Annotated in this window: 22 protein-coding genes; 8 read left to right on the top strand and 14 right to left on the bottom strand. The window is 42.4% G+C overall.

Annotated elements, in window-relative coordinates; translation table 11 throughout:
• Positions 1-47: 47 nt before the first annotated feature.
• On the bottom strand, positions 48-1,529 hold the full coding sequence (locus OCU77_RS09795; RefSeq protein WP_048898617.1) for an alanine/glycine:cation symporter family protein: 1,482 nt from the start codon (positions 1,527-1,529) through the stop codon (positions 48-50).
• Positions 1,530-2,025: 496 nt separating this feature from the next.
• Positions 2,026-2,193, bottom strand: coding sequence for a hypothetical protein (locus tag OCU77_RS09790; RefSeq protein WP_160314707.1), 168 nt, complete (start codon positions 2,191-2,193; stop codon positions 2,026-2,028).
• 677 nt (positions 2,194-2,870) lie between these two features.
• Between OCU77_RS09790 and OCU77_RS09785 the strand changes: the two genes are divergently transcribed.
• The 3 genes from OCU77_RS09785 (at position 2,871) to OCU77_RS09775 (ending at position 5,181) form a co-directional block, all read left to right on the top strand.
• Positions 2,871-3,167 (top strand): hypothetical protein, encoded by a 297-nt coding sequence (locus OCU77_RS09785; RefSeq protein ID WP_048898567.1) that lies wholly within the window; start codon positions 2,871-2,873, stop codon positions 3,165-3,167.
• 305 nt (positions 3,168-3,472) lie between these two features.
• Positions 3,473-4,330: an ABC transporter ATP-binding protein gene (locus tag OCU77_RS09780; RefSeq protein WP_048898568.1), complete on the top strand. Its 858-nt coding sequence runs from the start codon at positions 3,473-3,475 to the stop codon at positions 4,328-4,330.
• Positions 4,327-5,181 carry a hypothetical protein gene (locus OCU77_RS09775; RefSeq protein WP_048898569.1) on the top strand — a complete coding sequence of 285 codons (855 nt, stop codon included), beginning with the start codon at positions 4,327-4,329 and terminating at the stop codon, positions 5,179-5,181. Before OCU77_RS09780 ends, OCU77_RS09775 begins: the two co-directional genes overlap by 4 nt.
• Before the next feature lie 175 nt (positions 5,182-5,356).
• Here the strand turns inward: OCU77_RS09775 and OCU77_RS09770 are convergent, their stop codons facing one another.
• The 5 genes from OCU77_RS09770 to OCU77_RS09750 form a co-directional block, all read right to left on the bottom strand.
• Positions 5,357-5,560 (bottom strand): helix-turn-helix domain-containing protein, encoded by a 204-nt coding sequence (locus OCU77_RS09770; RefSeq protein ID WP_048898570.1) that lies wholly within the window; start codon positions 5,558-5,560, stop codon positions 5,357-5,359.
• A gap of 189 nt (positions 5,561-5,749) precedes the next feature.
• Complete coding sequence (locus tag OCU77_RS09765) at positions 5,750-8,590, bottom strand: Hsp70 family protein (protein WP_048898571.1); 2,841 nt, start codon at positions 8,588-8,590, stop codon at positions 5,750-5,752.
• Between the two features lie 183 nt (positions 8,591-8,773).
• Complete coding sequence (locus OCU77_RS09760; protein WP_048898572.1) at positions 8,774-10,609, bottom strand: Hsp70 family protein; 1,836 nt, start codon at positions 10,607-10,609, stop codon at positions 8,774-8,776.
• Entirely contained in the window at positions 10,609-11,277 is a 669-nt protein-coding gene (locus OCU77_RS09755; protein ID WP_211320071.1) for a DUF2760 domain-containing protein, read from the bottom strand. Before OCU77_RS09755 ends, OCU77_RS09760 begins: the two co-directional genes overlap by 1 nt.
• Positions 11,278-11,561: 284 nt before the next feature.
• On the bottom strand, positions 11,562-11,855 hold the full coding sequence (locus tag OCU77_RS09750; protein ID WP_048898574.1) for a winged helix-turn-helix domain-containing protein: 294 nt from the start codon (positions 11,853-11,855) through the stop codon (positions 11,562-11,564).
• A 482-nt stretch (positions 11,856-12,337) separates the two neighbouring features.
• Here OCU77_RS09750 and lpxL point away from each other — a divergent pair, with 482 nt between their 5' ends.
• Complete coding sequence (gene lpxL / locus OCU77_RS09745) at positions 12,338-13,267, top strand: LpxL/LpxP family Kdo(2)-lipid IV(A) lauroyl/palmitoleoyl acyltransferase (protein WP_048898575.1); 930 nt, start codon at positions 12,338-12,340, stop codon at positions 13,265-13,267.
• A gap of 116 nt (positions 13,268-13,383) precedes the next feature.
• On the opposite strand, the gene OCU77_RS09740 is transcribed toward lpxL, so the two are convergent.
• Positions 13,384-14,094, bottom strand: a complete 711-nt coding sequence (locus OCU77_RS09740; protein WP_048898576.1) for a phosphatase PAP2 family protein — start codon at positions 14,092-14,094, stop codon at positions 13,384-13,386.
• A 175-nt stretch (positions 14,095-14,269) separates the two neighbouring features.
• On the opposite strand from OCU77_RS09740, the gene OCU77_RS09735 reads away from it, so the two are divergent.
• The 4 genes from OCU77_RS09735 (at position 14,270) to OCU77_RS09720 (ending at position 18,836) form a co-directional block, all read left to right on the top strand.
• On the top strand, positions 14,270-15,193 hold the full coding sequence (locus OCU77_RS09735; RefSeq protein ID WP_048898577.1) for a Gfo/Idh/MocA family protein: 924 nt from the start codon (positions 14,270-14,272) through the stop codon (positions 15,191-15,193).
• Between the two features lie 180 nt (positions 15,194-15,373).
• On the top strand, positions 15,374-16,741 hold the full coding sequence (nagE, locus tag OCU77_RS09730; protein WP_048898578.1) for an N-acetylglucosamine-specific PTS transporter subunit IIBC: 1,368 nt from the start codon (positions 15,374-15,376) through the stop codon (positions 16,739-16,741).
• Between the two features lie 123 nt (positions 16,742-16,864).
• Positions 16,865-17,542 (top strand): response regulator transcription factor, encoded by a 678-nt coding sequence (locus tag OCU77_RS09725; RefSeq protein WP_048898618.1) that lies wholly within the window; start codon positions 16,865-16,867, stop codon positions 17,540-17,542.
• Positions 17,543-17,600: 58 nt separating this feature from the next.
• Entirely contained in the window at positions 17,601-18,836 is a 1,236-nt protein-coding gene (locus tag OCU77_RS09720) for a sensor histidine kinase (protein ID WP_244915152.1), read from the top strand.
• Positions 18,837-18,948: 112 nt separating this feature from the next.
• Here the strand turns inward: OCU77_RS09720 and OCU77_RS09715 are convergent, their stop codons facing one another.
• The 6 genes from OCU77_RS09715 to OCU77_RS09690 form a co-directional block, all read right to left on the bottom strand.
• The gene (locus OCU77_RS09715) at positions 18,949-19,665 is read right to left on the bottom strand and encodes a DUF3581 domain-containing protein (protein WP_107302531.1); all 717 of its coding nucleotides are present in this window, start codon (positions 19,663-19,665) and stop codon (positions 18,949-18,951) included.
• Between the two features lie 823 nt (positions 19,666-20,488).
• Entirely contained in the window at positions 20,489-22,258 is a 1,770-nt protein-coding gene (locus tag OCU77_RS09710; protein WP_048898579.1) for a bifunctional molybdopterin-guanine dinucleotide biosynthesis adaptor protein MobB/molybdopterin molybdotransferase MoeA, read from the bottom strand.
• Positions 22,245-22,838, bottom strand: coding sequence for a molybdenum cofactor guanylyltransferase MobA (mobA, locus tag OCU77_RS09705; RefSeq protein WP_048898580.1), 594 nt, complete (start codon positions 22,836-22,838; stop codon positions 22,245-22,247). Before mobA ends, OCU77_RS09710 begins: the two co-directional genes overlap by 14 nt.
• Entirely contained in the window at positions 22,825-23,529 is a 705-nt protein-coding gene (locus tag OCU77_RS09700) for an energy-coupling factor ABC transporter ATP-binding protein (protein ID WP_048898581.1), read from the bottom strand. The genes mobA and OCU77_RS09700 overlap by 14 nt, the downstream gene beginning before the upstream one ends.
• 15 nt (positions 23,530-23,544) lie before the next feature.
• Positions 23,545-24,246 (bottom strand): ABC transporter permease, encoded by a 702-nt coding sequence (locus OCU77_RS09695; protein WP_048898582.1) that lies wholly within the window; start codon positions 24,244-24,246, stop codon positions 23,545-23,547.
• The gene (locus tag OCU77_RS09690; RefSeq protein WP_193391654.1) at positions 24,246-25,058 is read right to left on the bottom strand and encodes a substrate-binding domain-containing protein; all 813 of its coding nucleotides are present in this window, start codon (positions 25,056-25,058) and stop codon (positions 24,246-24,248) included. Before OCU77_RS09690 ends, OCU77_RS09695 begins: the two co-directional genes overlap by 1 nt.
• Between the last annotated feature and the right edge of the window lie 154 nt (positions 25,059-25,212).

Raw genomic sequence — 25,212 nt, 5'->3', positions numbered from 1 at the left:
AAGAAAAGCCAGCTCATTGAGCTGGCTTAGTGTTTAGTGCAGAGCTGTTAGCTGTTAGCTTTAGCTTTGCTATCTTTAGGGTGCCATGCACCATCTAGCTCTTCGAGTTCAGGGAACTTAGAGCGATCAAATACTGGTGTTTTACCTGCTTTGATTTGCACTTCGTAATCTTTAATGACTTTGAATGCCAGCTTAGATAGCAACAGTAGAGCGATGATATTGATCAGCGCCATCATACCCATTGAAGCATCGGCTAGGTTCCACACAACAGGTAACGATGTGACTGAGCCAAACATAACCATAGCAAGAACAAGCAAACGGAAAGCTAATAGACCTTTATTCGTGTTACCGTTCAAGAACATGATGTTTGTTTCAGCGTAGCTGTAGTTAGCAATGATAGATGTGAAACAGAACAGTAGAATTGCTGCAGCCATGAAGTAAGCTGTCCAGCTACCTAGTTCATTAGTAAGAGCTTGCTGTAGCAAACCAATACCAGATGCAGCATCAGGTTGGTCCATAACACCTGATAGCATGATCATTGCTGCTGAAGCAGTACAGATAACAATAGTATCTGCGAATACACCAAGCATTTGAACAAAGCCCTGTGATGCAGGGTGGTTCGGGTTTGGAGTTGCAGATGCAGCTACGTTCGCTGCAGAACCCATACCAGCTTCATTTGAAAATAGACCACGAGCAATACCGCTTTGCATTGCTTGTGCAATAGTATAAGCGACACCACCTGCTGCAGCTTCTTGCCAGCCGAATGCACTCTTAACAATTAATGCTATTGCTGCTGGTAGTTCAGAGATATTCATCACCACAACCACCATTGCAATGGCAAGGTAGCTGATAGCCATTACAGGGACAATACGAGCAGATGCTTGAGCAATTTTGCGCAGGCCACCCATAATAAAGAACGCTGAAGCCGCAACAATAATAACACCCATAATTGTTTCATCGAAACCAAATGAGTGATTCAGAGCATCTGTAATTGTATTCGCCTGAACAGCATTAAAGACTAAGCCAAATGCAATAATTAGGAATACAGAAAACAGTGAACCCATCCAGCGTTGACCTAGGCCTTTTTCCATGTAGTACGCTGGACCACCGCGGTACTGACCATCAACATCTTTTACTTTGTATACTTGAGCAAGGGTTGATTCGACAAAAGCTGTAGACATACCAAATAGGGCAATCAACCACATCCAAAAGATAGCGCCAGGGCCACCAGCTGCAAGCGCAACTGCAACACCAGCCATATTACCAGTACCTACACGTGCAGCCATTGAGGTGCAGAATACCTGATAAGAACTTAAACCGTTCTCAATATCTTTACCGCTTTTTAGTACATCAATTGCGTGTCTAAATTGGCGGATTTGAATAAAACCTAAACGCAGAGTGAAGTAAATTCCCACACCTACAAGAAGGTATATAAGAACTTGGCCCCAAAGAAGTCCATTAATAGTACCTATGATAGACATCAGTACATTATTTAGAGCATCTAACCAAGATTCGTTAGCAACATTCATTTTGTTTTCCTGTAACAAGGGCTCGAACGTAAAAATCATCGAGCGAACTGGAACATCCATTTAGTGACACTTAGTCACAACGGTTTCAGCTATATATTGTTCTTGTTTCGAGTGTTTTATGCGGATTAAATTGCCCGAAATTTAACATTTTCGAAACATGAAACCGTAAGGCAGCCTTAAAGAAGGCGCTGCAAGGTAGCATGAAATACAGGAAAAACTACACGACAGAGATCACATTTTATTATGTATTGACTGTAATTTGGGGGTTGGTTGGAGTGCTATATGTTTAAAGTCATTTGAATTCAATGATTTAATTACAGTGTGTGCGTTCTGTTTATTTTGCGTTAAAACGCTGTCCAATTGAACAATGAACAGTGTTTTATCATATAGTGAGATTTATAAAGGAAGTAATTTTTTAACATGATATGCAGAAGGGTTCATCTTTATGCAAGGAAATGGAAACAAAAGTCGCGAGTTATATAAAGATGAAACAGATTTAGTGAACAGCGTGTCGCTGTTGTGTCGTGGCTTCTGTATCTTGCTGTGTTTGTTCCTGATGCTCGATGACGAATTGATAACCACAGATGCAAGTGTAGGTGCCAGCTTCACTAATTAAGAACTCATCACTTTGGTGACAACGAATACAGGTATAAATATTTTCCATGAGGCGCTCTTGCTTGGTTGGTTTGACGAATTATACATACCATTGCCTTAACCATGATAAATCGTTGTTTGAATTATGAAGTCTACCTAAATTATGGCGCGTCAAGTGAAATGAAGGTTGTTTCTGTACTGTGTTTGTGTTTTGGCAGAACGGTATAAGTATTTGTGCTGGTAATGAGAATGGCGTTGATTGGCTGACTTCATCTATTGGTTACTCTCTGCATGAAGCTTGTTGCTAGCTTTTTTAAAGACGCATCAATCTTTTTAAATAGCTAAGGCGCACTGTTTGATAACAAAAACACTGCCGAAAATTAAATATTTACACTTTGTTCCGATCAATCAGCTATGATTAAGGATGTATACGGTGGAACACGTTATACTAAAGACGTTTGAAACAAGAGAAATTGATTCACTTATGTGAAAAGTGGGAGTATATTGCATTTGTTGCTACTTGAGAGATATACCACCTTCTCAAATATATTATAATTCAATGATCAATACGGATCATTCGGTTAGTTGTTAGAGTAACAAAAGCCTCTTATCTAGGGGTTTGAGCCATATATTATTAAGACAGTTAATACTTTCCTATATTTAATAGCTATTTATAGAACGTGATTACTAAAGGGAGCTCCTAATGCCATGATTGGAGTATCCCTCATATGAGTTAAGAGGTAATACATGGATAATTTTGCTGCTGCAGAAAAAGCATTAAGTGCAATGCTGAAAAGCGTAGATGCAGACGGTAACAAAAAAGTCGAACGTACAGACTATCGTCAAACATTAATTGATTTTGCAGATGAAGTACCAGGTCGTCAAAAAGCGGTAATTAAGCGTATCCCTCTCGATAAAATTAATAACCTAATTGCAGTATTGCATGAGTTTCGTGATGAAGCTAAAAGTACGCGTATGGTTGAAATTTTAGCAATGATGGAAAAAGACGGTGTACATCCTGAAGATTTAATTGAGAAAGAATAAGCAGTTCTCTTCTCGTAAAGCTACAAATATTCTGCCCATTGGTAATATATCGCTACTTCGAATACTTGACTGATATTGTAGGTTAAACGAATCGCGAAGTAGAATCATACCGATGACTTAATATAGATGTCTCGTTCAAATGTTTTTAAGAAGGTGCTTATTAATAAGTGCCTTTTTCCCGTACCTGTAATTTAGGTGTAATCCTCTGAACTATTTGCCCGTCTTGTTGCCTATAAAGCTAGGTATCTTAGTTAAACATATTGCACACAAAGCCTGTGTAGCATCAACAAGTGTAGAGTACGAACTTGGAAAATTTAGTTGAAGTATCCCGACTATCAAAAGCCTTTAATAATCATAAAGCCATAGCCGATATTAGCTTTACGCTTTCTAGTGGGCAGGTCTTAGGCTTGCTCGGTCACAATGGTGCTGGCAAGTCGACATTAATTAATACACTGCTAGGGACGCTGCATTACGATGGCGATGTATCATTATTAGGATTAGCACCAGAAAAACATAGATCTAAGGTTATGGAGAAGGTTGCGTATATTTCTGATGTGAACTCTTTGCCTTGCTGGATGACAATTAAGCAAATTATTAATTACATGAAAGGCGTACACCCACAATTTGATGCAGACAAAGCGAAATCTTATTTATCGAATACTGAACTTAAATTGAGAATGAAAATTGCTCAGCTTTCTAAAGGCATGAAGGTTCAGCTTCACTTGGCGTTAGTGATGGCGACTGATGTGCAAGTATTGATATTAGATGAGCCAACATTAGGTTTGGATTTAATTTATCGTGAAACATTCTACCGCGATATAACATTATGGGTTCAACAAAGTCATCGTTCTGTGATTATTGCTAGTCATGAGGTCAGTGAGATTGAGCATTTATTAACGGATGTGTTAGTGCTTAAATCAGGAAAGGTAGTACTGCAAGGTTCATTAGATTCAATTTATGCCCAATACACGAGTATTTGTATTCCACAAGAAAACCGTGAGAAGGCAGAGCAATACAGCCCTATTTATATAAAAGAAGAAAAAGAACACACTTTGATGCTCTTCAATGATGTATCAAGTGAAGCCTTATTAGAACTTGGACAGGTACTTAAAACTCGCTTGTCAGATCTTTTCCTTGCCAAACAGTTAGGGTTTACCGCATGAACCGCCTTTTATGCTTAATAAAAAAAGAATGGATTGAGTATCCATTTATCTATCGTTTTCCTGCTGTGATTGCGTGCATAGTATTACTTGCGCTAGGCATGTTTATGTCTGGTGGTGATGTATCAATTACATGGCAAGTAAACGGTAGCAGCGTCATCCCCGATGTTGGCGATTTTTTGGGTTTTGCCGGTGTATTGGGGAACTTCAATGTATGGGTTGCGAGTATCGTCGCAGTTATACTTGTTTTAGTTTACACCCCGAAAGCATTACGTAAAGAACGGGAAGAAGGCAGTTTGACGTTTTGGCGATCGATGCCTATATCAGATTGGGAAGCCGTTGGGGTGAAGCTACTGTTCACTCTGGTTGTCTTGCCTGTGTTAGCGTCAACCGTTCTTGCTTTTTCTGATTTTATTGTGTGGATTTTATCCCTGTTTTGGACAACACAGACATTAGATGCGCCATCGTCGGTTACTCTGTGGGCTCTTTTATTACATTGGTTAGCGTTTATTGGGCGTATGACTGCAGTAAGTATCGCGTTGGTCCCATTTGTGAGTGTCATCTTTCTTTTGTCACAAGTGACGCGCGCACCTTTAGCTGTTCTATTGGTGGGGGTATTACTGTTGAACATAGCGACGTCATTAGTGTTTGGCACGACATCGTTAGGGGATTCAGTTAAAGGACTGTATCACTTACCCATTACAATTTTGTTTAGCGATAATCCGATTGGTGCTTTGCTTTCTGTTAGTCTTTTATCTTGGCTTGCTTTTGCGCTTGTTAGTGCTGCTTGTTTGTTCCTAACGGTTAAAATGCGACAAACAGATGACTTTCTTAGCCGATTTGGTTTCAATTAAGATCGTCTAAATAGTTTCTTGTACAAAAGTAAAAGGAGAGCAGAAGCTCTCCTTTTTATTACAAACCATATCCTGATGAACTAGGTGTGGTATTCATGCATCAATAGGCATTTTGTAAGCAGTTAGGACTTGAGATATCCGTCACACAGACTGGAATATGGTTTGTCACTTTTAATTATGCTGCTGCTACAGAAGAAATGTACTCAGCTTCGTTTTTGTACTTACGCACGTTACGAGAAAGCGTACCTTTTGGCACATCGAAACGTTTCTCTGCTTCATAGCTTGATAAGCCGTCGAAGATAACTGCTTCCACAGCGACGCGTTGGTTTTGAGATTTAAAAATGCGCTGTGCGATGAATTGAAATTGATTACGGTTCATAGAAATACTCACAAATTATTCTTGGTGGTCATGAAAGATGTCTTTCATGCATGCCTTGTTATTGAATAATTCTATAATACCTACACGAACCCTAACGGTAGCTTAATAGCTAGTGTCAAAATGCCGCTACTAACAGTAACAATATGTTTGTAAATGTTACGCAGGGCAATTTGACACTTTAAGGCAGTATTAGTGTTTGATTAACTGTAACCCAGCAGGTAATGCATCACCAAATACACGTTTAGTTTCCTCTTCTGTTAAGACTTTTACTTCAGTAACCATTTGCACCCAACTAGCCGGTGCCTTACTTGCTTTAAGTTTATCAATTACTTCAGCTCGTGCCGTATCATCAATATCGAGCGTTCGGTCACCCGTCATTCGACACATCATTACAGCAGCAAACCCAATGTTAGGGTCAGTTCGCCAATCAAGCTCCATGAGCTCTGGCAGACAATAGGCTATATGTTGTGCTGTTAATAGGTTATGGGCGCTACCGTAGAAGGGACTACGTGTGCCAATACGGCCAATAGCCCACCAGTGCGCTTGAGAAAACTGATTTTTTTGTAAGCGGCCAAATAACCACTCGATAAGTTGAAGCTTGTTTTCGAACGGAAGGTGCTCAAGGGATGCGGCTAAGCGCACCATGTCTTGATAGCTACGTTCTTGTAGCTCTTTATTGAGTTTGCTGTTACGTGTTGCGCTTGGATTAATGTATTTTGCGATGTCTTTATATATGACTAGCTGTTGTTCCTGAGTTAACCCACCTGCAACGCGTCGCCAGAATGTCCACCAATCACTCCAAGTCTGTACATTAGAGTCAAACTGCACACCTTGTTGGTATAACTGCCACACTTGCTCCATACGCCATTCATCGGAAGGGTAGCCAAAACCAGGGCGTAGCGTAAAACCTGCCAATTTTAGCCAAGTTCTTTCATGAAGGTCTGAGCGACGGCGGCGTTTTTTACTATCAAGCAGTGCGGATGCAAGCTCACGTAAGCAAGGTGTTTCCCATGAATCACGCTTACCTAGCATTTTCTCGAGATCTTTTTGCAGTGTTTTTAGTGTTTTGTTATCGGTTACTTTTGCGCTTCCGCCATAGACTAACTTGATGGCTGCGATCGCATCGTCTATGCGGGCTGGTAAGATAGATTCAGCTTGTGTCGCTTCTTTGTCTCTGTTGCGATGTAATTTAGCCAAATCTTTCCGAACAGTAAATTCTACCTTCCAGCGCTTAGATTTGTCTGTTGCAGATACGCATTCAACTTGCAGTGTACCCACTTCGGTCAGCTGACAGGCAAGGGTGACAACTTCACGTTCTTTTTGATTGGCGGCAAGTAAAGAGCGATCTGTTTCACTGTCGAGGGTAGCAATAAAAGGCGGTAAGCTGATAAAGCTATCATTATCTATGTCAACAATCTGACCGACTTCAGCGTGAGTATCATCGGTTGATGATACTAAATTAAAGCGCACTGGTTCGCCAAGGGTTAGCGCAAAGTAACGATCTTCAAGATGAATATCGTTCCCTTCATCTGTGCCTTTGGGTAATAGGCATAAACCTTGTTTTGCGGATTTCTTATCTTCAATGGTTAAGAAGTAAGAACGAGCTGAGCCACCTCCAATTTTCAATTGGGCACCATGACGGGCTTTTGCGTAAGCGACTGCACCATAGGCTACTGATAAATCAGGATGTGGATTAACTAGTTGAGTGACACTGTCACCCTTCCATTTCTTAAAGATATCAAGTGCTCGGTTGCTCAAAAGTGGACTATTGAATACGCCACCATTAAGTAACACGGCGGTTGGAATTGGTGGTGTATTGCTTAGTACCGTTTCTCCATTTTGGTTTAGCGCATCACGACAAACTTCATCATGTAGTTCAATGAATTGTGCAAGGTGCTTACTAATGGCAGGATCAGCGGCGTAGGGTAGGCCAAACTCAACCACGGCTGCTTGGCGTTGGTTAGGTTGATCTGAAAATTCAGTAAGCGGAAAAAAACCATCTAGTGCGATGGTATGTACTTCCTCTTTGGTGAGTTCGACACTTTTAGCGCCGCCAATCAAACGAGAGCCGCTGCCAAGTAGTGTGACTTTGGCTGTGTCAGGTGCATTGCCTGATAGTAATTGCTCTTTAACTTTGCGCGTTTGCTGAATAAGCTTTGATAAGCCAGCTGCCGTTAGTTTTTTATTGCCGCCATGAAGGCGAAGTTCTGCTTGATGGGCGAGAGCAAGGTCAAGGTTATCGCCACCTAACATTAGGTGATCGCCGACACCGATGCGATCAAGTTGGAGTTGCCCCTGATCTGAACTTACTTTTATTAAACTTAGATCGGTTGTACCACCGCCTACATCACATACCATAAGTAGTGGTATGTCTTGGAGTAAAGTGTCTGCATTGTCTTTGTTTTGCGCATACCAGTCGTAGCAAACAGCTTGAGGTTCTTCAAGCAGTAAAACTTTCGGTAGTCCAGCCAGTTTTGCAGCTTCTAGTGTTAATGCACGAGCGGCTTCATCAAATGATGCGGGAACTGTGATAACGACTTCTTGGTGTTCAAGTCTGTCATCTTGGTTGTGGTAGTTCCATGCTTGACGAACATGGTTTAGATAACTCGCACTGGCAACCACTGGTGATACTTTCTCAACACCTTGGCTCGATGACCAAGGTAGAATCGCTTCATTACGATCAACATTGGGGTGTGATAACCAGCTTTTCGCACTAACAACTTGTCGGCCTTCAACTTTAGCACCGAGTTCACGTGCATACTCGCCAACAATAACCAGTGGAATATCACCGTCCACTAAGGCTGGCTGCCACGGCAAGATTAACTCAGATTCATTAATTTCGCTGGCGGCAGGGTGGTACCGAAAAGAGGGGAGTAGGGGTTTACGCGCAACTTCACCCGGGGCGATGAGCTGATCGATATCAAAAATATGTGTAGGGCTGTTTTCAAGGTTATCTGTAATTTCGGTATACGCAACAACGGTATGAGTTGTACCTAAATCAATACCGACAAGAAAGCGAGGGGAAGCCATTTATCACTCCAGATAGTTATACCAATGGTGAATGCTGATTGATAGCGAAGCGGTAGCCGCAATTTATGAATTGTTTGAGTTGTTCGTACAGTACTTGCGGAGTTACCAGTTCATTAAGATGACGATGTTTGATACTAAAACAAACGGCGCATCAAGGATGCGCCGTTTGGGTGTTAACTTTGATTACTTTTCGCGTACATCGAATTCAACTTGCCACTTCTGACCGCCATCGGTAGGGATAGCTTCTAGGCAGAGTGTGCCTAACTCAGTAACGCGTGAAGCAAGACGAACCGGAACAACTTCACCTGCTGTACGGCCTTCAGAAACAGGCAGTGTTACTTGAATCGTTGGTAACTCTTCCATTTCTTCTGGCTGCCACCAATCTAGGTGTGTACCAGCTGCATCGTCGCGGCGAACGGTGGAACCAAAGAATTGGAATTGTACAGGTTGGCCGATGACGAGACCGAACTCTTGGCTAGGTACGTCAGCGTGAGAGCCTTCTTCCATACCAAATGGTGCCACACACAGTGCTTCTAGTGGTGGTTCCATACCTGGAATAGCAGGCATTGCACTTTCGATACCTACATAATAACTGCTTGCGATACCGCCACGGATACGAACGCCTTTACCTTTGCGCACTGAGCCGTAGTAAGACGCACCACTTGCAACGGCAAGGTCGAGGTCTAAGCCTTCAAGTAATTTAGCTTCTTCTGAACCTGCTGTTGTTAACCAGCTATTGATAATAGCCAACAGGCGATCAGAGATAAGCTGAGATTTCAGTACACCACCATTAAACAAAATAGCGGTAGGGCGGATGAAACCTTCGTGAATTTGTTCGAACTTCTCAAACAGTTCATCAACAGCGGAAGCTTGACGGCTTAAGAAGCTTGCAACATGGCGGCTAACAGCTGCATCTTGTGCGTACGGTAAGCCCATTTGCGTTAGTGCGCCACGTGCTGTTTGTACAGGGTGTTCTTCAATACCAGTGCGAGGGAAGAAACCTTCAACCAGTGTTTGTTGTACTTCTTCTTGCGTTAGCTCAGTTTGAAGTGTACCGCCAAGCAGTTTAGAACCACGGCTTGGTACAACAATAGGGACAGCTTGTAGTTCAGCGTCACTTAGCAGAGCTTCTTTAGCATCACGGCAGGCGTGAGTAATTGCTTGGATCTGCCAAGGTTGTAGTTGCTTACCTTCTTGCGCTAGTTTCATTTTCAAGCGGTAGGCAAGGGCTAAATCCATGTTGTCACCACCCAGAAGGATGTGATCACCAACAGCGACACGATTTAGCGTTAGGTTACCTTCTTCTTCAGTTACAGCAACCAAAGAAAGGTCGGTAGTACCACCGCCGATATCGACAACCAGTACGATGTCACCAACAGAAACTTGGTCACGCCACGTGTCATCGTTATTCTTGATCCAGCTGTAAACTGCTGCTTGTGGCTCTTCAAGTAGCGTTAGGTGTTTGAAACCAACATGACGTGCAGCTTCTGCTGTTAGGTCACGCGCTGCAGGGTCAAAAGATGCAGGAACAGTGATAGTGACATCTTGATCGCACAGTGGTGTTTCAGGATTATTGTGGTTCCACGCATCAACAAGATGCTCTAGGTAGCAGCGAGTCGCTTCTAGTGGTGATGCCTTTACGACTTCTTCTGGGCTATTTAGCGGAAGAAAAGCGTCACGACGGTTCACACCACCGTGGCATAACCAGCTTTTAGCACTCGCGATTAAACGAATAGGGGTTTTGCTGCCTAGGTTACGTGCCATTGCACCCACAATTGCTTTTGGCTGCGTGTTCCAAGGTAACGCTGTATCACCTTGTGCAAGCTCGGATTCATGTGCTTGATACATGAATGATGGCAATTGGTCTTTTTCTTCAACGTGACCTGGTGTGGTCAGTTGAGAAATTGGCATAACTTTAACGCTGGCTTCTTCATCTTGAAGGTCTACATACGACAATACGCAGTGAGTCGTACCTAAGTCGATACCAACGCTATAACGGTGTTCTTGTGTCTCTTGCATTACAGTTCTACCTCAGCGGCGGCAATAATCTGAGCATCATGTCCTTCTGCCATTTTTGGCAGTTTGATATCAGTTACTTTCCAACCACGATGGATCAGTGTTCCAGTAAATGGTGCTTCGCCCACAACATTACCTGTTAGGCGAACTTCAGAGGCATTAAAGCCTGCTGGTAGCGTTACGCGTGTTTCTTCTTCTTCAGAACGAACAGGCGCAAAGCTAAAGTATTCGTTCAGCACTTTTTGGCCGCCTTCGTGAATAACACGTGCAGCTGCACCGATATCTGCGTCAGCAAAACCTTTGAGGTCTTCTTGCATGAAATCGATAAAACGCGCTTCTTGTTGTAGCAAAGATAGTAGTTGAAGGGCAGCGTCAGGTGTTGATGTTTTCAGCTTAGGTTCAACTTCAACAATTTTTTCGACGATTTTTTCTACTTCGACGATTTTCTCGACAGGTTTTTCAACAATCTTCTCTACTTCAACGATTTTTTCGACAGGTTTTTCAACCTCGACGATTTTTTCTACTTCGACTTGTTTCTCAACAATTTTTTCAACTTCAACAGGTTTGCCTTTTTTAGCGATGTAAAGCACTAGCAGTACTAACACTAAACCACCTAACCAAGCGTGTCCCATATCGATAGTTGTCGGCATCGCCGATAGATCAACAGTCATTTTAGAAAAATCAAAAGCCATATTCGTCTACTCTTTGCAGTGAAAAATCGATTCACTATGAACAATTTAGCCAGAATACTACCATAACAAAGCCCCATTACACCTAGCCTGGCAGCATTTTTTAGCCTAATTGCAAGAAGAATCGGAGTCTTAGTTTATTTTACAACCAATCAATACGCTGACATTGCGTTGTCATAGTGTTCTGATGATTATGATAGGACATTTTTTCCTATTTATTACGGTATTAGCAGGAATGTCGTGTTGAGGTGTGACATTCATTTCGATTAAGGGTAATTCAACAATCCCCTGATCTCAGCGATGTGTTGTTTGACCCATGTTTTGTTAATGGCCCCCCAGTCTCTAATCACATATTGTCCACTGTGGTTTCGTTCACCTTGGGTTTGTTCAAATTCACAAACAATGTCGAGTTCAGCGAGGTTTTTGATGGTGTCTTGGGCGGTTCGACGTGGCATGCCGCTAAATTCAATGATAGCTGGCACACTTGATGTACCCGTTTCGATCAGGTGGGCAACATAAAGTCGACGGTAAAAACTTGATTTGGTTTTGCTAATGTTCATGTTAGCAGGAAGTCCATGTGATTAATCCTTGATTTTTCAAGCATATCATAAAATATAACAGAGATGATTTAGCTAAAAGCGTTGTCAGCTTTTTTTACACATCTTGTTTGTCATTACGTATCCTTGCTATTAACTGACTGAATTTAAAAAATAATAAAAGTTGGCAACACTTATGCATTAATCAGTGAGTCCTAGTTCAATACTTTTCTTATTAGAGGTAGGCGATCGAGGTAGCACGGGCTTAGGGGGATAAGCGCTAGTGCGTTAGTATCGAGATCGTAATACCTTACTAGCCACCAATTATGGTGGCTTTTCTTTGTCTGAACACTTCATTTAATAGATCAAGCGGTTAAAACATCGTCGGTAAATGATGTCTATTCGATGCTTGCTTGCTATAGCCAGCTTCAAATCATAAAATATTAGGTCAATTACCTGAATGATCGCATTCTAGGATCATGATAATAAGGGACATATTGTATAATATGAGCAATTTTACCCCGCCGCGCTTCACAAAAGCGTTGCTACATCCGCGCTACTGGCCAACATTAATTTTGATTGGTGTGATGTATCTGATCAGCTGGCTTCCTTATTTCATTCAATTCCGTATGGGGCAAGGCATCGGACGTTTAGCGATGAAGCTAATGAAGAAACGTCGTTCAACGATGAAGCGTAATTTAGAGTTATGTTTTCCTGAGATGTCGGATGATGCTCGTGAGGCATTAATTAAGAAAAACATCGATAGTACGGGGCTTGCCTTATTTGAAACGGGTATGGCGTGGTTTTGGCCTGATTTGCGAGTTACACGGCATGTTGAATGTGAAGGTGTAGATATTCTTCATAAACTTGAGAGCGAAGGAAAAGGCGTGTTGTTGATTGCTGTACATTCGTTAAACCTTGAGTTAGGTGCGCGTGCTATGGGCCTTCATGCTTCTGGTACAGGTGTATACCGTCCAAATGATAACCCATGTTTTGATTATTTTCAGTATCACGGCCGAGTGCGTTCTAACCGTAGTTTAATCGATCGTAAAGACGTAAAAGGTATGCTGAAATCCCTGCGTGATGGTGAGCGCCTTTGGTATGCACCTGATCATGATTACGGTCTTCGTCGCTCCGCATTTGCGCCGCTTTTTGCTGTAGAAAAAGCGTGTACAACGACGGGGACGAGCTTGTTAGCAGACGCGTCTGGTTGCGCGATTGTTCCTTTTGCCATGGTACGTCATGGGGAGACAGGTAAGTACACAGTAAAAGTGATGGAACCGTTGACAGAGTTTCCACACAATGATCCGGAAGCGGCTGCAATTTATATCAATAAATCCATTGAGCGTCAGATCATGGAAGCCCCTGATCAATATATGTGGTTGCACCGTCGTTTCAAAACACGCCCAGAAGGCGAGCCATCGCTTTACGATTAAGATTGTAAAGTTAACATGTATATTTATTGATAGATGTTAACTGAGATTGTATATATCAAAAACAAAAATGCCAACCGAACGGTTGGCATTTTTATATTTGAATAAAGGGTTTTACTTTATTTCTGCTCTGTGGGCTCTGGCACTAACAGGTAAAGTAGTGCAGCACAAAATGTAGAAGCCATAAGATCGCTTGGCCAGTGCATACCCAGCCAAATTCGACTTATCGCCACACCTAACCCCCAACTCAGCAGTAAAGCAACAGGGATGTAGCCTTTATTACGTAGCAAGAAACCTCCCCAAAATACGATACAGACAGCCACAAAAATAGTATGGCCTGAAGGCAATGAATAATTAGTTTCACCTTCCCAATGGCGAATACGCCATTCACTGACGTTATCTTTTGCTTCTTCTATAACATCTTCTTTTTGTTCGGATGTTAATTGATAAAACGCAGGTGCAGAGTCGACTAATTCAAGTGCAGCAAGTTCATGCGTGTAGGGACGAGGAACTTCCGTAATATGCTTCATAAATGATTTAGCGGCAAAGCTAAGTACTAGAATTAAAGCAAATTGCGCCCATAGAATAAGGCAAGCCTTCTTATCCTTTTTATAGATAAGTGGCAGTAAGCATAAAAGAGCGACAGCAATAATAAACCACGGGTTACCCGCTGAGTTTGAAAGCAAAGTGAAAATAAACCCTGTACTGTCACTTGCTGGGGCGACTAAAGACGGCGAGGGAAATAATGCTAATAGCGCTACGAGTAATAGCGCGAATAAACCAAGCACCTTATAGCTAGGTATTTTTCGTTGTAATTGGGTGCGTAACATGACGATCGCTTTAGTTGTGCAAAAAAAGAGGGCAACTATAGCAAACCTCGGGTTAACGAGTGTAAAAAAAGCGTCATTTTATTTGTGAGCTTATATTGCACTTAACTGTGTTGCGTTAGGTATTCAATGATATATTTCCATACTATTGCCAACATAAATTGGATAGGGAAAACGAATGAAAATTGGTGTGATTGGGTTGGGTGATATCGCAGAGAAAGCCCATTTACCTGTATTAGCTCAGCTACCCAATGTCGAGCTGGTATTTTGTACGCGTAACCCAGAAAGGTTGGCTCAATTGGCGGCAAAGTACCGCATAACGACAACATGTACTGATTATCGTCAGCTTGTCTCATTGGGCGTTGATGCCGTAATGATCCATAGCGCGACGTTTTCACATTTTGATATCGCGCATTACTTTTTATCGCAAGGATTACCTGTTTTTGTTGATAAACCCTTGTCAGATAATTACGCACACTGCGAAACATTACATGAACTAGCGGAAGCAAAATCATTACCGTTGTTCATGGGGTTTAACCGCCGGTATATCCCGCTATTTAACCGCTGTATGCCTAACTATCAACAGGGAGGGGATAATCAGCAACCCTTGTTATCTCTTCGTTGGGAGAAACATCGTCATAATTTAACGGGTGATATTCGTACTTTTGTGTTTGATGACTACATCCATCCACTCGACAGTATAAATATTAGTGCAGCCGTTAATGCTAATGACATTCAGGTTATGCATCAGCGTGATGGCGAGCAATTAGCAAGGATCGATGTGCAATGGCAGCATCAGCAAACCATCTATCATGCTTCTATGCACCGCCTTCATGGTTGTACTCAAGAAATTGTAACGGCTAATTATCGCAATCAAACTTTTCAATTTGATTCTTTTGTTTCGGGCAAGCATTGGTCTCAAGGTGTCGAATCCCGATTACAGAGTCCTGACTGGACACCTATGCTAGCAACCAAAGGCTTTCATGCGATGCATGAGCATTGGATATCTGTGATTGATAGCGGTAAGCAAGATAGCCAATTGACAGCACGTAATCTTCACTCTCATTTCTTGTGTGAACAAATTTATCAGCGATTGAAGTAATAGTGCTCAATACAGGTAGAAGCGACAAAATCATAAACCCCACTTAAATCTAGGTGGGGTTTATTGCATCTCGGTTATGACTAAAAGATTAACAATCCTTAATCTTCTGAAAAGGCTCGCTTTACCGCGACTCCAGTAAAGTATTTCGCAATAGATAGCGTTATTTTATGGAGTGGAAATATGAACATACTAGGTTACTTTCAAAAACTCGGTAAGGCATTAATGCTGCCTATTGCCGTGTTACCTGTTGCTGGGTTGCTATTGCGGTTTGGTCAACCAGATTTACTTGATGTCGCGTTCATGGCTCAAGCTGGTCAGTCTATTTTCGATAACATCGCCTTACTTTTTGCTATGGGAGTTGCTGCGGGTTTATCAAAAGATGGATCTGCGGCAGCGGCTATCGCAGCCGTTGTTGGCCATACAGTGATGTTGGCTGCGTTGGGTACTATGAATGCAGATATCGACCCCGGTGTTGCAGGTGGGATCATTGCCGGTATTACCGCGGGACACCTATACAACCGCTTTTACAATATTCAATTACCAGACTTCTTGGGTTTCTTTGCGGGCAAGCGTTTCGTACCAATAATCACCGGGCTCGTTTCGTTAGGGCTGGCGATTTCATTTAGTCTTATATGGCCTCCGATTCAAAGTGCAATTAATATGCTAGGCGAGTGGATGCTAGGCAGTGGTGTTGCGGGTACCTTTACCTATGGCTTTGCTAACCGTCTTCTTATTCCTTTCGGGCTACATCACATATTGAACACCATGGTGTGGTTTGTCTTTGGTGAATATAACGGTGTCACTGGCGAAATATCACGTTTTTGGGCTGAAGACCCTCAGGCTGGTTTAATGCTGGCGGGTTTCTTCCCTATCATGATGTTTGGTTTACCTGCAGCGGCTGTTGCTTTTTATTATTGTGCCAAGCCTGAAAATAAAGCACGTGTTGGCGGTATGTTAGCAAGTGTGGCTTTCACTGCATTCTTAACAGGGATCACCGAGCCCCTAGAATTTTTGTTCATGTTCTTAGCGCCAGTGTTATACGTCGTGCATGCGGTTTTCATGGGGCTAAGTTTAGTGATTGCTTCTTTATTAGATGTTCATTTAGTCTTTAGCTTCTCTGCAGGCTTGATTGATTACGTATTGAACTTTAACGCACCTGCGGCACTGAACGCGTGGAAGTTGCTTCCACTTGGTTTAGCTTTTGCTGTGTTGTATTTCGTGACATTCACATTCGCCATTAAAACCTTCGATTTAAAGACACCAGGCCGTGAGGACGAAGCGGATGAGAAAGCAATGCCTGATACTGAGGTTCAGTCAGGTGAGTTAGCCAATGCCTATTTGATGGCTTTAGGTGGGAAAGGCAATCTTACTGATATCGACGCTTGTATTACACGCTTGCGCTTAACGGTTGTTGATCGTAGCAAGATTGATGATGCCAAGGTAAAAGCATTGGGTGCAAAAGGGATAGTGAATGTTGGAGAAAAGAACGTACAAGTTGTTCTTGGGCCGCAAGCTGAAATCATAGCAACAGAGATGAAACAGCTGTAACCAAATAAAAAATAAGTGGTTTCCCCCCTAAACCACACGCGGTTTACATTTCTGTAAGCCGCTTTTTAGTATCATGATTTTATTGAGTGTGAATGTGAGTAAATGGATGTTGAGGCAACTGGCATGAAAATATTGATCATTGAAGATGACACTACGACAAGAGAGTTTGTGGCAAAAGGTTTGCGAGAACAGCAGTTTGTTGTTGATGAAGCCTACGATGGTCATCAAGGTTTAGTGATGGCAACGAGTTGTAATTACCAACTTATTATTCTTGATCGTATGTTACCTGCGTTGGATGGCATGAAAGTACTTGCTGCATTACGAGCAACAGAAAATACAACCCCAGTGCTTATTTTAAGTGCCATGGATTCGGTAGAAGATCGGGTCGCGGGTTTAAATGCGGGCAGTGATGATTATTTAATTAAGCCTTTCGCTCTGGCGGAATTGTTAGCTCGCGTACATTTACTGCTGCGGCGAACCTCGGTGAGTAAAAAAGAAGTCACAAGCTATGAATACGCTGATCTTAAATTGGATCTTAAGTCACATCGAGTATGGCGCGGTGGTGCACTTATTCTATTACAGCAAAAAGAGTTTCTCTTACTGCAATATTTAATGGAGCATGCTGAGCAAGTTGTATCTCGTATGCATTTGTTCGAAGCGGTATGGAGCTATCATTTCGATCCTAAAACCAATGTGATTGACGTACATATAGCGAATCTACGAAAGAAGCTAGAAGTTGAAAGTGGGGAAAGCCTTATTCATACCATTAGAGGGGCAGGGTATGTTCTCCGACAATCGTGAACAACTATCACGATCTTCTACATTCAAGTTATTGTTATATTTTTTAGCGTGTATAGGGATGATTTACACGGTTTTTGTTCATCAGGTGTATTTAAGCTCAGATACTTTTCATCGCAAACAACTTGATCGCGAATTATCTCAAGAAACTGAAATTTTCACGGCATTAGCAGGCATAGGCAATATCGATGCTATTCGCACTCTTATTGCAGAAAAGCAAAGTATTGCCAGTCCCTTTACTTACCATATCCAACCGATTAGTACGCAAACGGCGAGTTTAAGCTACCCAGCTGCATTAACGGGTGATCAACCATACTTTGAATTATCTGATTTGAAATCAGGCAGTAGTTTATTGCTCGATGATGACACGATATTAAGGATCGAAATTAACCGTGATTTGCTACAGAAATATCGTGAAGATCTCGCACCTATGATGATTTCTGGCGTTGCTTTACCTGTGATAGTTATGATTGCAGGTGCAGTTTGGTTCGCGGTCAATATTATTCAGAAGTTACAGCGAGTTAACTTCGCCATGAACCGTGTGCTGTGCGGGGAGAAAAACGTTAAGTTGGCGGTGAGCCGTAATGATGATGAGTTTGACATTCTGTCTATTCATTTGAATTTTATGATAGAGCAAATTGAAAAAAAAGAAGCCTCGCTAAAAGCCTTAACAGTGGGGGTCGCGCATGATTTGCGTACGCCAATGGCAAGGATGAAATTGCGAATAGAAAGCCTCTTAGCACTAACTTCTAACAATCAGCAGCAACAGGAATTAGAAGCTTGTCACGATGATCTTGAGTTATTACTTGGCATGTTTAATGGCTTGTTAGAGATTGCGAACCTTAATAGCGGCAAGCAGCTTATTAGCAAGCAGCGAGTTGATTTAACCACTGTTGCTCAAGACGCCGTGGATTTTTTACAACCACTAGCAGAAGAAAAGCAGCAACAGCTCATTCTTCGTCAAGATGCGGCACATCAACTTGATGGTGAGCCGAGTTTACTTTTTCGAGCCGTTATCAATTTGATAGAAAATGCTATCAAATATACGCCTGAAGAAGGGAGAATAGTGGTTGTCATTGACGCATTTGGGATTGTGGTGATTGATAACGGTGAGGGCATCTCTGATCTAGATAAGCTGCAAGTTTGCGAGCCTATGTATCGCGCAGACAAGAGCAGAAGTCAATCAGGCTCTGGACTAGGGCTAAGTTTAGTGGATGCTGTGATGAAGCGTCATGGTGGTGAGTTGGTATTGAGAGATAACAGTCCGGGACTAAGAGCGAGGCTCTATTTTAATTGAGGCTATGAGCCACTAATCTCGTGCGTGAATTATACGAATTTGAATGGATAAAAAGCCGATGGATATTATATCTATCGGCTTTTTGCTTTATACAGATTTGTTGCTTTAAACGTTACGCAGCAATTGCATTGAAGTGTTCTTTGCGGCCATTGAATCGGTTTACAAGATCGTCAATGTCGTCTTGGCAATAAGGCTTGAGGCCACTCATTACCATACGCTTACGGCCAGTACCAACTACTTCGCCATCTTCCTTGAAGCAGAAATTCAACGTTACGCTACCACGCTTGCCTTCAACATCAATGCATGACTCTGTTAACTCTACGCTAGGGTTGGTTAGATCTAAGCGTGTAAAGTCTAGCTCCATGCTTTCATAGATAACCAAAGGGCGAACAGGGTTAATCATGATTTGCTTTGACTCCATCAAAGGAACCATGATGTGCGGAAAGTTCATGCCTGAAAATTGCACGTAGCTTTTTGTTACTTGTTCAATCAGTGCATCGTTGTGAGTAGTGTCGCCGCTACGTGTAATGTGAAGGTACTCTTTGCCATTACCGTCAACCATAGATTGATCAGCTTCTGATTTTGAATCTATGCTAAGTGCAACACCATCGTTAATCATACCAGCAAATTCAAAGCGCATTTTTTGGCTAAGACCTGCTTTAGCAAGTACTACAGAGAACAGAAGATCACCAGGCACACAAAAGCGCTTGTTGTCTTCATCATGAATTGGGTTGAAATCACCGGCTACACGTTTAGCGAAGTGACTTGCTTGCTGGCGTGAGAAAGAAAACTCACCATTTTGCTCTGAAAAGTACGAATTTAAAAACATGTTTAACTTATGAATACCTTCGTTCATCTAACTGCTGACTATTGTACATGAGTTTTTTCTTAGTAATGGTCTAGCCACTTAAGACGTGTACTAGCGTTATGTTTGTGTCTAGAAATTCAGGCATTGATTTGAATAAAGATTCAAAGTGGTTTGCTGTTGTACCTGCTGAAGCCCACATTAACCCTTATTTTTATGAGTCAATCTTGCATGAAAGTATGAGGTTTTAGGCTTGGTATTAGTTTTTATATTGCGTAGCGTTAGGATGGCTAATTAAAGTGATTAGTTTCTTTTGGGGAAAAGGAATACCCGTCTTAAAGATGAGCGATATTATTGGCATTATTGTCAGTAGCTGTTTCCTTATGGGTATAATAAGCTTAAATGTGTCAAAATAAGCACAAGGTGGGCATTCGTAATGGTGATATTTTGAACTCAATGAGTGCAATTGTTCATTAATAGCCCAGAACTATAAGTAAATCTAATTTATAAACTATAGTTAGATTTATTAAGTGCAACGGGTGGAATAATTATGTATTATATCACCATAACGAAAACAAATACTTAATTACATTGGCTAGGTTATGTACTGCCCTAACAATAAAATCTAGGCAGGCGACAATAACCTTCTTCTAGACGTGTAGAAGCCAAAGGAAAAATAAAGTAGCAAGGAAGCTACAAATAAAAAAGCGCTCAACAAGTAGCTAAAACTACTTGTTGAGCGCAAATATATGCTTTTGAGTATAATTGTTCATTATAGAGCCAGAGTATCCCCCCAGCTCTTAAGTCTTAAAGCGAAACCAAGTTTGATTTGGTTTATACGCATTAATTAGATTCTTCCTGTCAGCGGAATTACTCTCACCTTATCACCAATTTCAGCATTAGGTTGCTCTGGTAAAATTTCGATCAAACAGTTCGCTTCGCTCATCGAACGTAAGATCCCAGAACCTTGCTGACCTGTTGATTGCACTGTGAGTCGACCATTGGCATCAAGCTGGTAAATGCCACGCGTGTATTCAGTGCGCCCTGGGCGAGAGCGGAGCTTCTCTGTTGCAATCGCGGTATAACAAGTTGCTTGCCAATCACAGCCTTGCATTTTACGTAATGCTGGCTCAACAAATTGTAAAAACGCAACCATAACAGCGACAGGGTTACCCGGTAAGCCAAAGAATGGTGTGTCTTGAATTTGGCCAAACGCCAGTGGGCGACCTGGACGCATATTGATACGCCAGAAATTTATTTGACCTAATGCATCGAGGACGGTTTTGATGTAATCAGCATCGCCGACAGAGACACCACCAGACGATAAAATCATGTCTGCTTGTTCGCTGGCTGCGGTTAATGTTTTTTGTAGCGACGCTTCGTTATCTTCGATAATACCGAAATCAATAACTTCACAACCAACCTTTGATAGCATTGCTCGTAAGGTGAAGCGATTAGAATCGTAAATACAGTTTTCTTTTTGCTCTTCACCGGGTTGTTGTACTTCATCGCCGGTTGAGAAGATCGCAACTTTAAGTGGCTGAGTAATCGTCACAGTATCTAGGCCCAAAGAAGCAATCATGCCAAGCTCTGGTGCTGTAATTGTGCTACCTGCTGCAATTGCAACTTGGCCTAAAGCTAGATCTTCACCCGCTTGGCGAACATTTTGTCCTTTCTTAATTCCAAATTGAGCGATATCAAAACGTACGATGTTATCTGTTTGTTCAGCTTGCTCGCGCATTATCACAGTATCAGCACCCAGTGGAACAGGGGCGCCTGTCATGATACGTACTGCTTGACCTGCTTCGAGTGGTTTGTCATAGCTGTGACCGGCCATCACCTGACCAACGACAGTGAAAGCGGCTTGCTCGCTGTCTTCGCCACGGATAGCGTAGCCATCCATCGCTGAATTGGTGTGCTGAGGTACATTGACTGGCGACAACACATCTTGTGCGACAATTTGACCAAGTGCTTTTTCTAGTGACACCGTTTCAGTGCGAGCTATGGTTGTAATTTGGTCTAGAATTTTCGCGCGGCCTTCATCAACAGACAACATGTCGCTATTGGTTAAGTCGCTGCAATCTAGGCTAGGTTTTTCTAACTTACCCTGAGCAAAGTCGACAACAAAATCAGTGATCTGATCTAAATTGTTGATGTCCATTTGCGGAAGATGCGTGTTGGCTGGAATGTTCGCGGCAACAGCGATGATATTGCTATCGTCTGGGTGTAACCATGGCTTACCGACTTCTTCACGGTGCAGTTCGATTTTAGGGAAATCGAGTTTTTTAAACCCTTCAACCAAGATCAAATCTAGCGCTGTTTGATCTAATTGTGCGATAAGGTGAGGGAGGTTCGCTTCTTCTTCCGGTGTTTCCGTTACTAATGCACGACGGTAGCGAGAAGAAATTAACATTTGTGAGGCACCCGCTTTACGTAAGCGGTAGCTATCTTTGCCTTCTTGATCGATATCGAAGTTATGGTGAGCATGCTTGATAACAGCAATACGAATGCCACGCTCAACCAGTTTTGGCAGCATAGCTTCTAACAAGGTTGTTTTGCCTGTTCCGCTAAATGCGGCAAAGCCCAGTAGGGGTAAAGATGCGCTAATTTGACTCATGTTGTTTTCCAAATTGTTGGAGTTCTTCTGGCGTATTCAGGTTGACGAACGCATTGGGTTGGTCACTAAAATCGACGGTAATCATATTGCATTGGCGATACAGTAAAATGATTTTACGGTCGCCATTGGCTAAAAATGCTTCCAGTTTAGGCAGGATACGACGGTGAAGTAGGGTAACGACTGGTTGAATGTGTTCACCATCGTGGGCGACAGCAATATCGGTAGTCTCATCACAAGCTTGGGACATGCGCTCTACGAGATCGGACGGTAGCTGAGGGCAATCACAAGGTACAAAGCCTATCCAATCATTATCAAGGGTATGAAGTGCAGCATGCATGCCGCCTAATGGGCCTGGGTAGTCTTTTATTTGATCGCCAAATACAGTGCCAAATGCTTGGTATTTATTATGATTGCGGTTGGCGTTAATGGTGATGTGTGATGTTTGTGCTGCGAGAATGTCGATGACATGCTCAATCATTGTTCGGTTATTAAGAGAGACTAACCCTTTATCGTTACCTCCCATGCGGCTGGCTTGTCCGCCAGCCAAAATTACCCAGCTTGTCTGTTCAGGCAAAGGCATAGTTGTTTTTGTCCTCATTGACGAGTTGTAAGTCGGCTCGTTCTACTAATTTATTGTGTGAAATTGTCCAGTGTCGCCGGCATAGCTTAGTCAGTGCATTCTGCTGATGACTTGTTATAACAAGGCTAGCGCCGCGCTCTAATAAATCTTCAGCCAGAAGAACTTGGCGTTCAATGGATTCAGCATCAAGGCTTGCACTTGATTCATCCATTAGTAACACGCTTGGTTTTAAGACCCAGGCTCTTGCCATGGCGACACGCTGGCGTTCACCACCAGATAATACAGAAATGTGTTCATTAGCCAATGTTTCAAGCCCAACTAATCGTAATGCATTGATGACTTCACTACGTCGAGAATGGCGATCACTGAGCTGGTATTTTAAACCGTAGCATACGTTATCAAAAACAGTGCCATCAAACATGTAGGGGGTTTGATGCATATAAATGACGCCACCACACCGTTGGCTTTTGAATAGACGAGACGCCCATGATTGGTTCTGTAAATTGACATGACCCGTGGTGGGTTTTTGCAAGCCAGACAGAATTTTTAATAGGGTCGTCTTGCCCACGCCGTTATCACCGCTTAAATAAATGGCTTCTTGTGGGCCAATGTTAAGCTGAGGGACGTGAAAAAGCAGGCGATCTTTATAACGCATTGAGAGATCGTGTGCTTGAATCGAAATTTGAGACATTACCTGCTCCTCGACTTAATTTGTGCGCAGGTGGGCTTTGCCACGAGCAACAGATAAAAAGAAGTTTAGCCCGAGAGCTAACAGGAGTAACACAATCCCTAGCGCGACACCTTGCGCAAATGCGCCTTTAGAACTTTCAAGCGCAATGGCTGTTGGAATGTTTCGAGTAGCATTAAGAATATTGCCACCTACCATCATAGAACAACCCACTTCTGTGATTATACGGCTAAATGCAGCAATTATCGCTGCTAAAAGTGGGAATCGACTTTCCCACATTAAACTTAAAAATGCACGGGGCAGACTGGCACCTAAGGTGAGGGCTGTTTCCCATGCGCGCTTGTCACTGTTTTGAAAAGCAGCGTGCATCATTGAGATTAAAATGGGGAAGCAAATAAAAATTTGACCCAAGATCATCGCTTGCTGTGTAAACAGTAACTTCCAATCGCCCAAAGGTCCTGCGCGTGACAGTAACATGTATAACAGTAGGCCGATAACAACCGTCGGAATAGACTGGAATGTATTAACTAGAGACAAAATGACCCAGCGCCCTGGAAATTTCCCGTACGCTAGAGCAAAACCAATAAGCAAAGATGGCAATAGCACAATCGCTATTGCCAGCAAAGAAACTGAAAAAGAAACACCAACAATGCTCCACAGGGCAGTGTCGCCACTGAGGAGCAGTTGTACAGCTTCTTGGGTTGTTAACCAAAGATCCATTATTGAGTGATAGCATCAGCAACGAATAGTTGCTCTCCATGACGTTGATAATTGTTGATCATTGCTTGTGCTTTCGGGTTCACTAGCCAATCACTGAATGCCTTCGCACCTTGGTAGTTAATGTCTGGGTAACGGCTTGGGTTCACCAGAATAACTTGGTAAGGGTTGAATAGGCGCTTATCACCTTGCACCATAATTGATAGGTCCAGTTTGTTTTGGTAAGCCAACCAAGTACCACGGTCTGTCATTGTGTAAGCTTGAAGCTCAGAAGCCATGTTCAGCGTCGGGCCCATGCCTTGACCCACGGCTTTATAACCACCGAAGTTTGGTTCGATTTGAGTCTGCTTCCACAAGTTTAGTTCTTTCTTGTGGGTACCTGAATCATCGCCACGAGAAACGAATGTTGCTTTGTAGCTTACGATGTTTTTCAATGCTTTTGTTACGTCTGTCATGCCTTCGATTTTTGCTGGATCGTTATTTGGACCAACAACAACAAAATCGTTGTGCATCAATTTGCGAGGTAGTACACCGTAGCCTTCATCAACAAATTTAGCTTCTGCTTTTGGTGCGTGTGTCATCACAAGATCAACGTCGCCGTTTTGACCCATACGCAGTGATTTACCTGTACCTGCCGCTAATACTTCAACGGTGTAACCTGTATCTTTCTTGAATTCTGGAAGAAGGTAGTCAAGCAAGCCAGAGTGGTAAGTGCTGGTGGTTGTTGCAAGACGGATCTTCATTTCATCGGCAGCGTGAACAGCCGCTGCTGTGGTAAGAGAAAGAATAACAAGTGTTGTTTGTAATAGTTTCATAGGTCTTCCTGACAAATATGTCATTGGTTGAATGCTTAGCGTTGTTATAAAGATAACACCGCCCTATGGCGCACAATAAGCAATAGCAATGCCAACTTAGCAATGAAACACTATATTAGCGTAGTAAATCCAACTAAATTAATGATTTAAAACA

Origin of the sequence: Photobacterium swingsii (assembly GCF_024346715.1) — a bacterium.
Lineage (GTDB): Bacteria > Pseudomonadota > Gammaproteobacteria > Enterobacterales > Vibrionaceae > Photobacterium > Photobacterium swingsii.
This window is presented reverse-complemented; position numbering and strand designations above follow the sequence as displayed.

Excerpts from the sequence above, each read along its gene's own strand:
- OCU77_RS09795 (WP_048898617.1), bottom strand. The coding sequence starts at position 1,529 with ATGAATGTTGCTAACGAATCTTGGTTAGATGCTCTAAATAATGTACTG.
- OCU77_RS09790 (WP_160314707.1), bottom strand. The coding sequence starts at position 2,193 with ATGGAAAATATTTATACCTGTATTCGTTGTCACCAAAGTGATGAGTTC.
- OCU77_RS09785 (WP_048898567.1), top strand. The coding sequence starts at position 2,871 with ATGGATAATTTTGCTGCTGCAGAAAAAGCATTAAGTGCAATGCTGAAA.
- OCU77_RS09775 (WP_048898569.1), top strand. The coding sequence starts at position 4,327 with ATGAACCGCCTTTTATGCTTAATAAAAAAAGAATGGATTGAGTATCCA.
- OCU77_RS09770 (WP_048898570.1), bottom strand. The coding sequence starts at position 5,560 with ATGAACCGTAATCAATTTCAATTCATCGCACAGCGCATTTTTAAATCT.
- OCU77_RS09765 (WP_048898571.1), bottom strand. The coding sequence starts at position 8,590 with ATGGCTTCCCCTCGCTTTCTTGTCGGTATTGATTTAGGTACAACTCAT.
- OCU77_RS09760 (WP_048898572.1), bottom strand. The coding sequence starts at position 10,609 with ATGCAAGAGACACAAGAACACCGTTATAGCGTTGGTATCGACTTAGGT.
- OCU77_RS09755 (WP_211320071.1), bottom strand. The coding sequence starts at position 11,277 with ATGACTGTTGATCTATCGGCGATGCCGACAACTATCGATATGGGACAC.
- OCU77_RS09750 (WP_048898574.1), bottom strand. The coding sequence starts at position 11,855 with ATGAACATTAGCAAAACCAAATCAAGTTTTTACCGTCGACTTTATGTT.
- lpxL (WP_048898575.1), top strand. The coding sequence starts at position 12,338 with ATGAGCAATTTTACCCCGCCGCGCTTCACAAAAGCGTTGCTACATCCG.
- OCU77_RS09740 (WP_048898576.1), bottom strand. The coding sequence starts at position 14,094 with ATGTTACGCACCCAATTACAACGAAAAATACCTAGCTATAAGGTGCTT.
- OCU77_RS09735 (WP_048898577.1), top strand. The coding sequence starts at position 14,270 with ATGAAAATTGGTGTGATTGGGTTGGGTGATATCGCAGAGAAAGCCCAT.
- nagE (WP_048898578.1), top strand. The coding sequence starts at position 15,374 with ATGAACATACTAGGTTACTTTCAAAAACTCGGTAAGGCATTAATGCTG.
- OCU77_RS09725 (WP_048898618.1), top strand. The coding sequence starts at position 16,865 with ATGAAAATATTGATCATTGAAGATGACACTACGACAAGAGAGTTTGTG.
- OCU77_RS09720 (WP_244915152.1), top strand. The coding sequence starts at position 17,601 with ATGATTTACACGGTTTTTGTTCATCAGGTGTATTTAAGCTCAGATACT.
- OCU77_RS09715 (WP_107302531.1), bottom strand. The coding sequence starts at position 19,665 with ATGTTTTTAAATTCGTACTTTTCAGAGCAAAATGGTGAGTTTTCTTTC.
- OCU77_RS09710 (WP_048898579.1), bottom strand. The coding sequence starts at position 22,258 with ATGAGTCAAATTAGCGCATCTTTACCCCTACTGGGCTTTGCCGCATTT.
- mobA (WP_048898580.1), bottom strand. The coding sequence starts at position 22,838 with ATGCCTTTGCCTGAACAGACAAGCTGGGTAATTTTGGCTGGCGGACAA.
- OCU77_RS09700 (WP_048898581.1), bottom strand. The coding sequence starts at position 23,529 with ATGTCTCAAATTTCGATTCAAGCACACGATCTCTCAATGCGTTATAAA.
- OCU77_RS09695 (WP_048898582.1), bottom strand. The coding sequence starts at position 24,246 with ATGGATCTTTGGTTAACAACCCAAGAAGCTGTACAACTGCTCCTCAGT.
- OCU77_RS09690 (WP_193391654.1), bottom strand. The coding sequence starts at position 25,058 with ATGAAACTATTACAAACAACACTTGTTATTCTTTCTCTTACCACAGCA.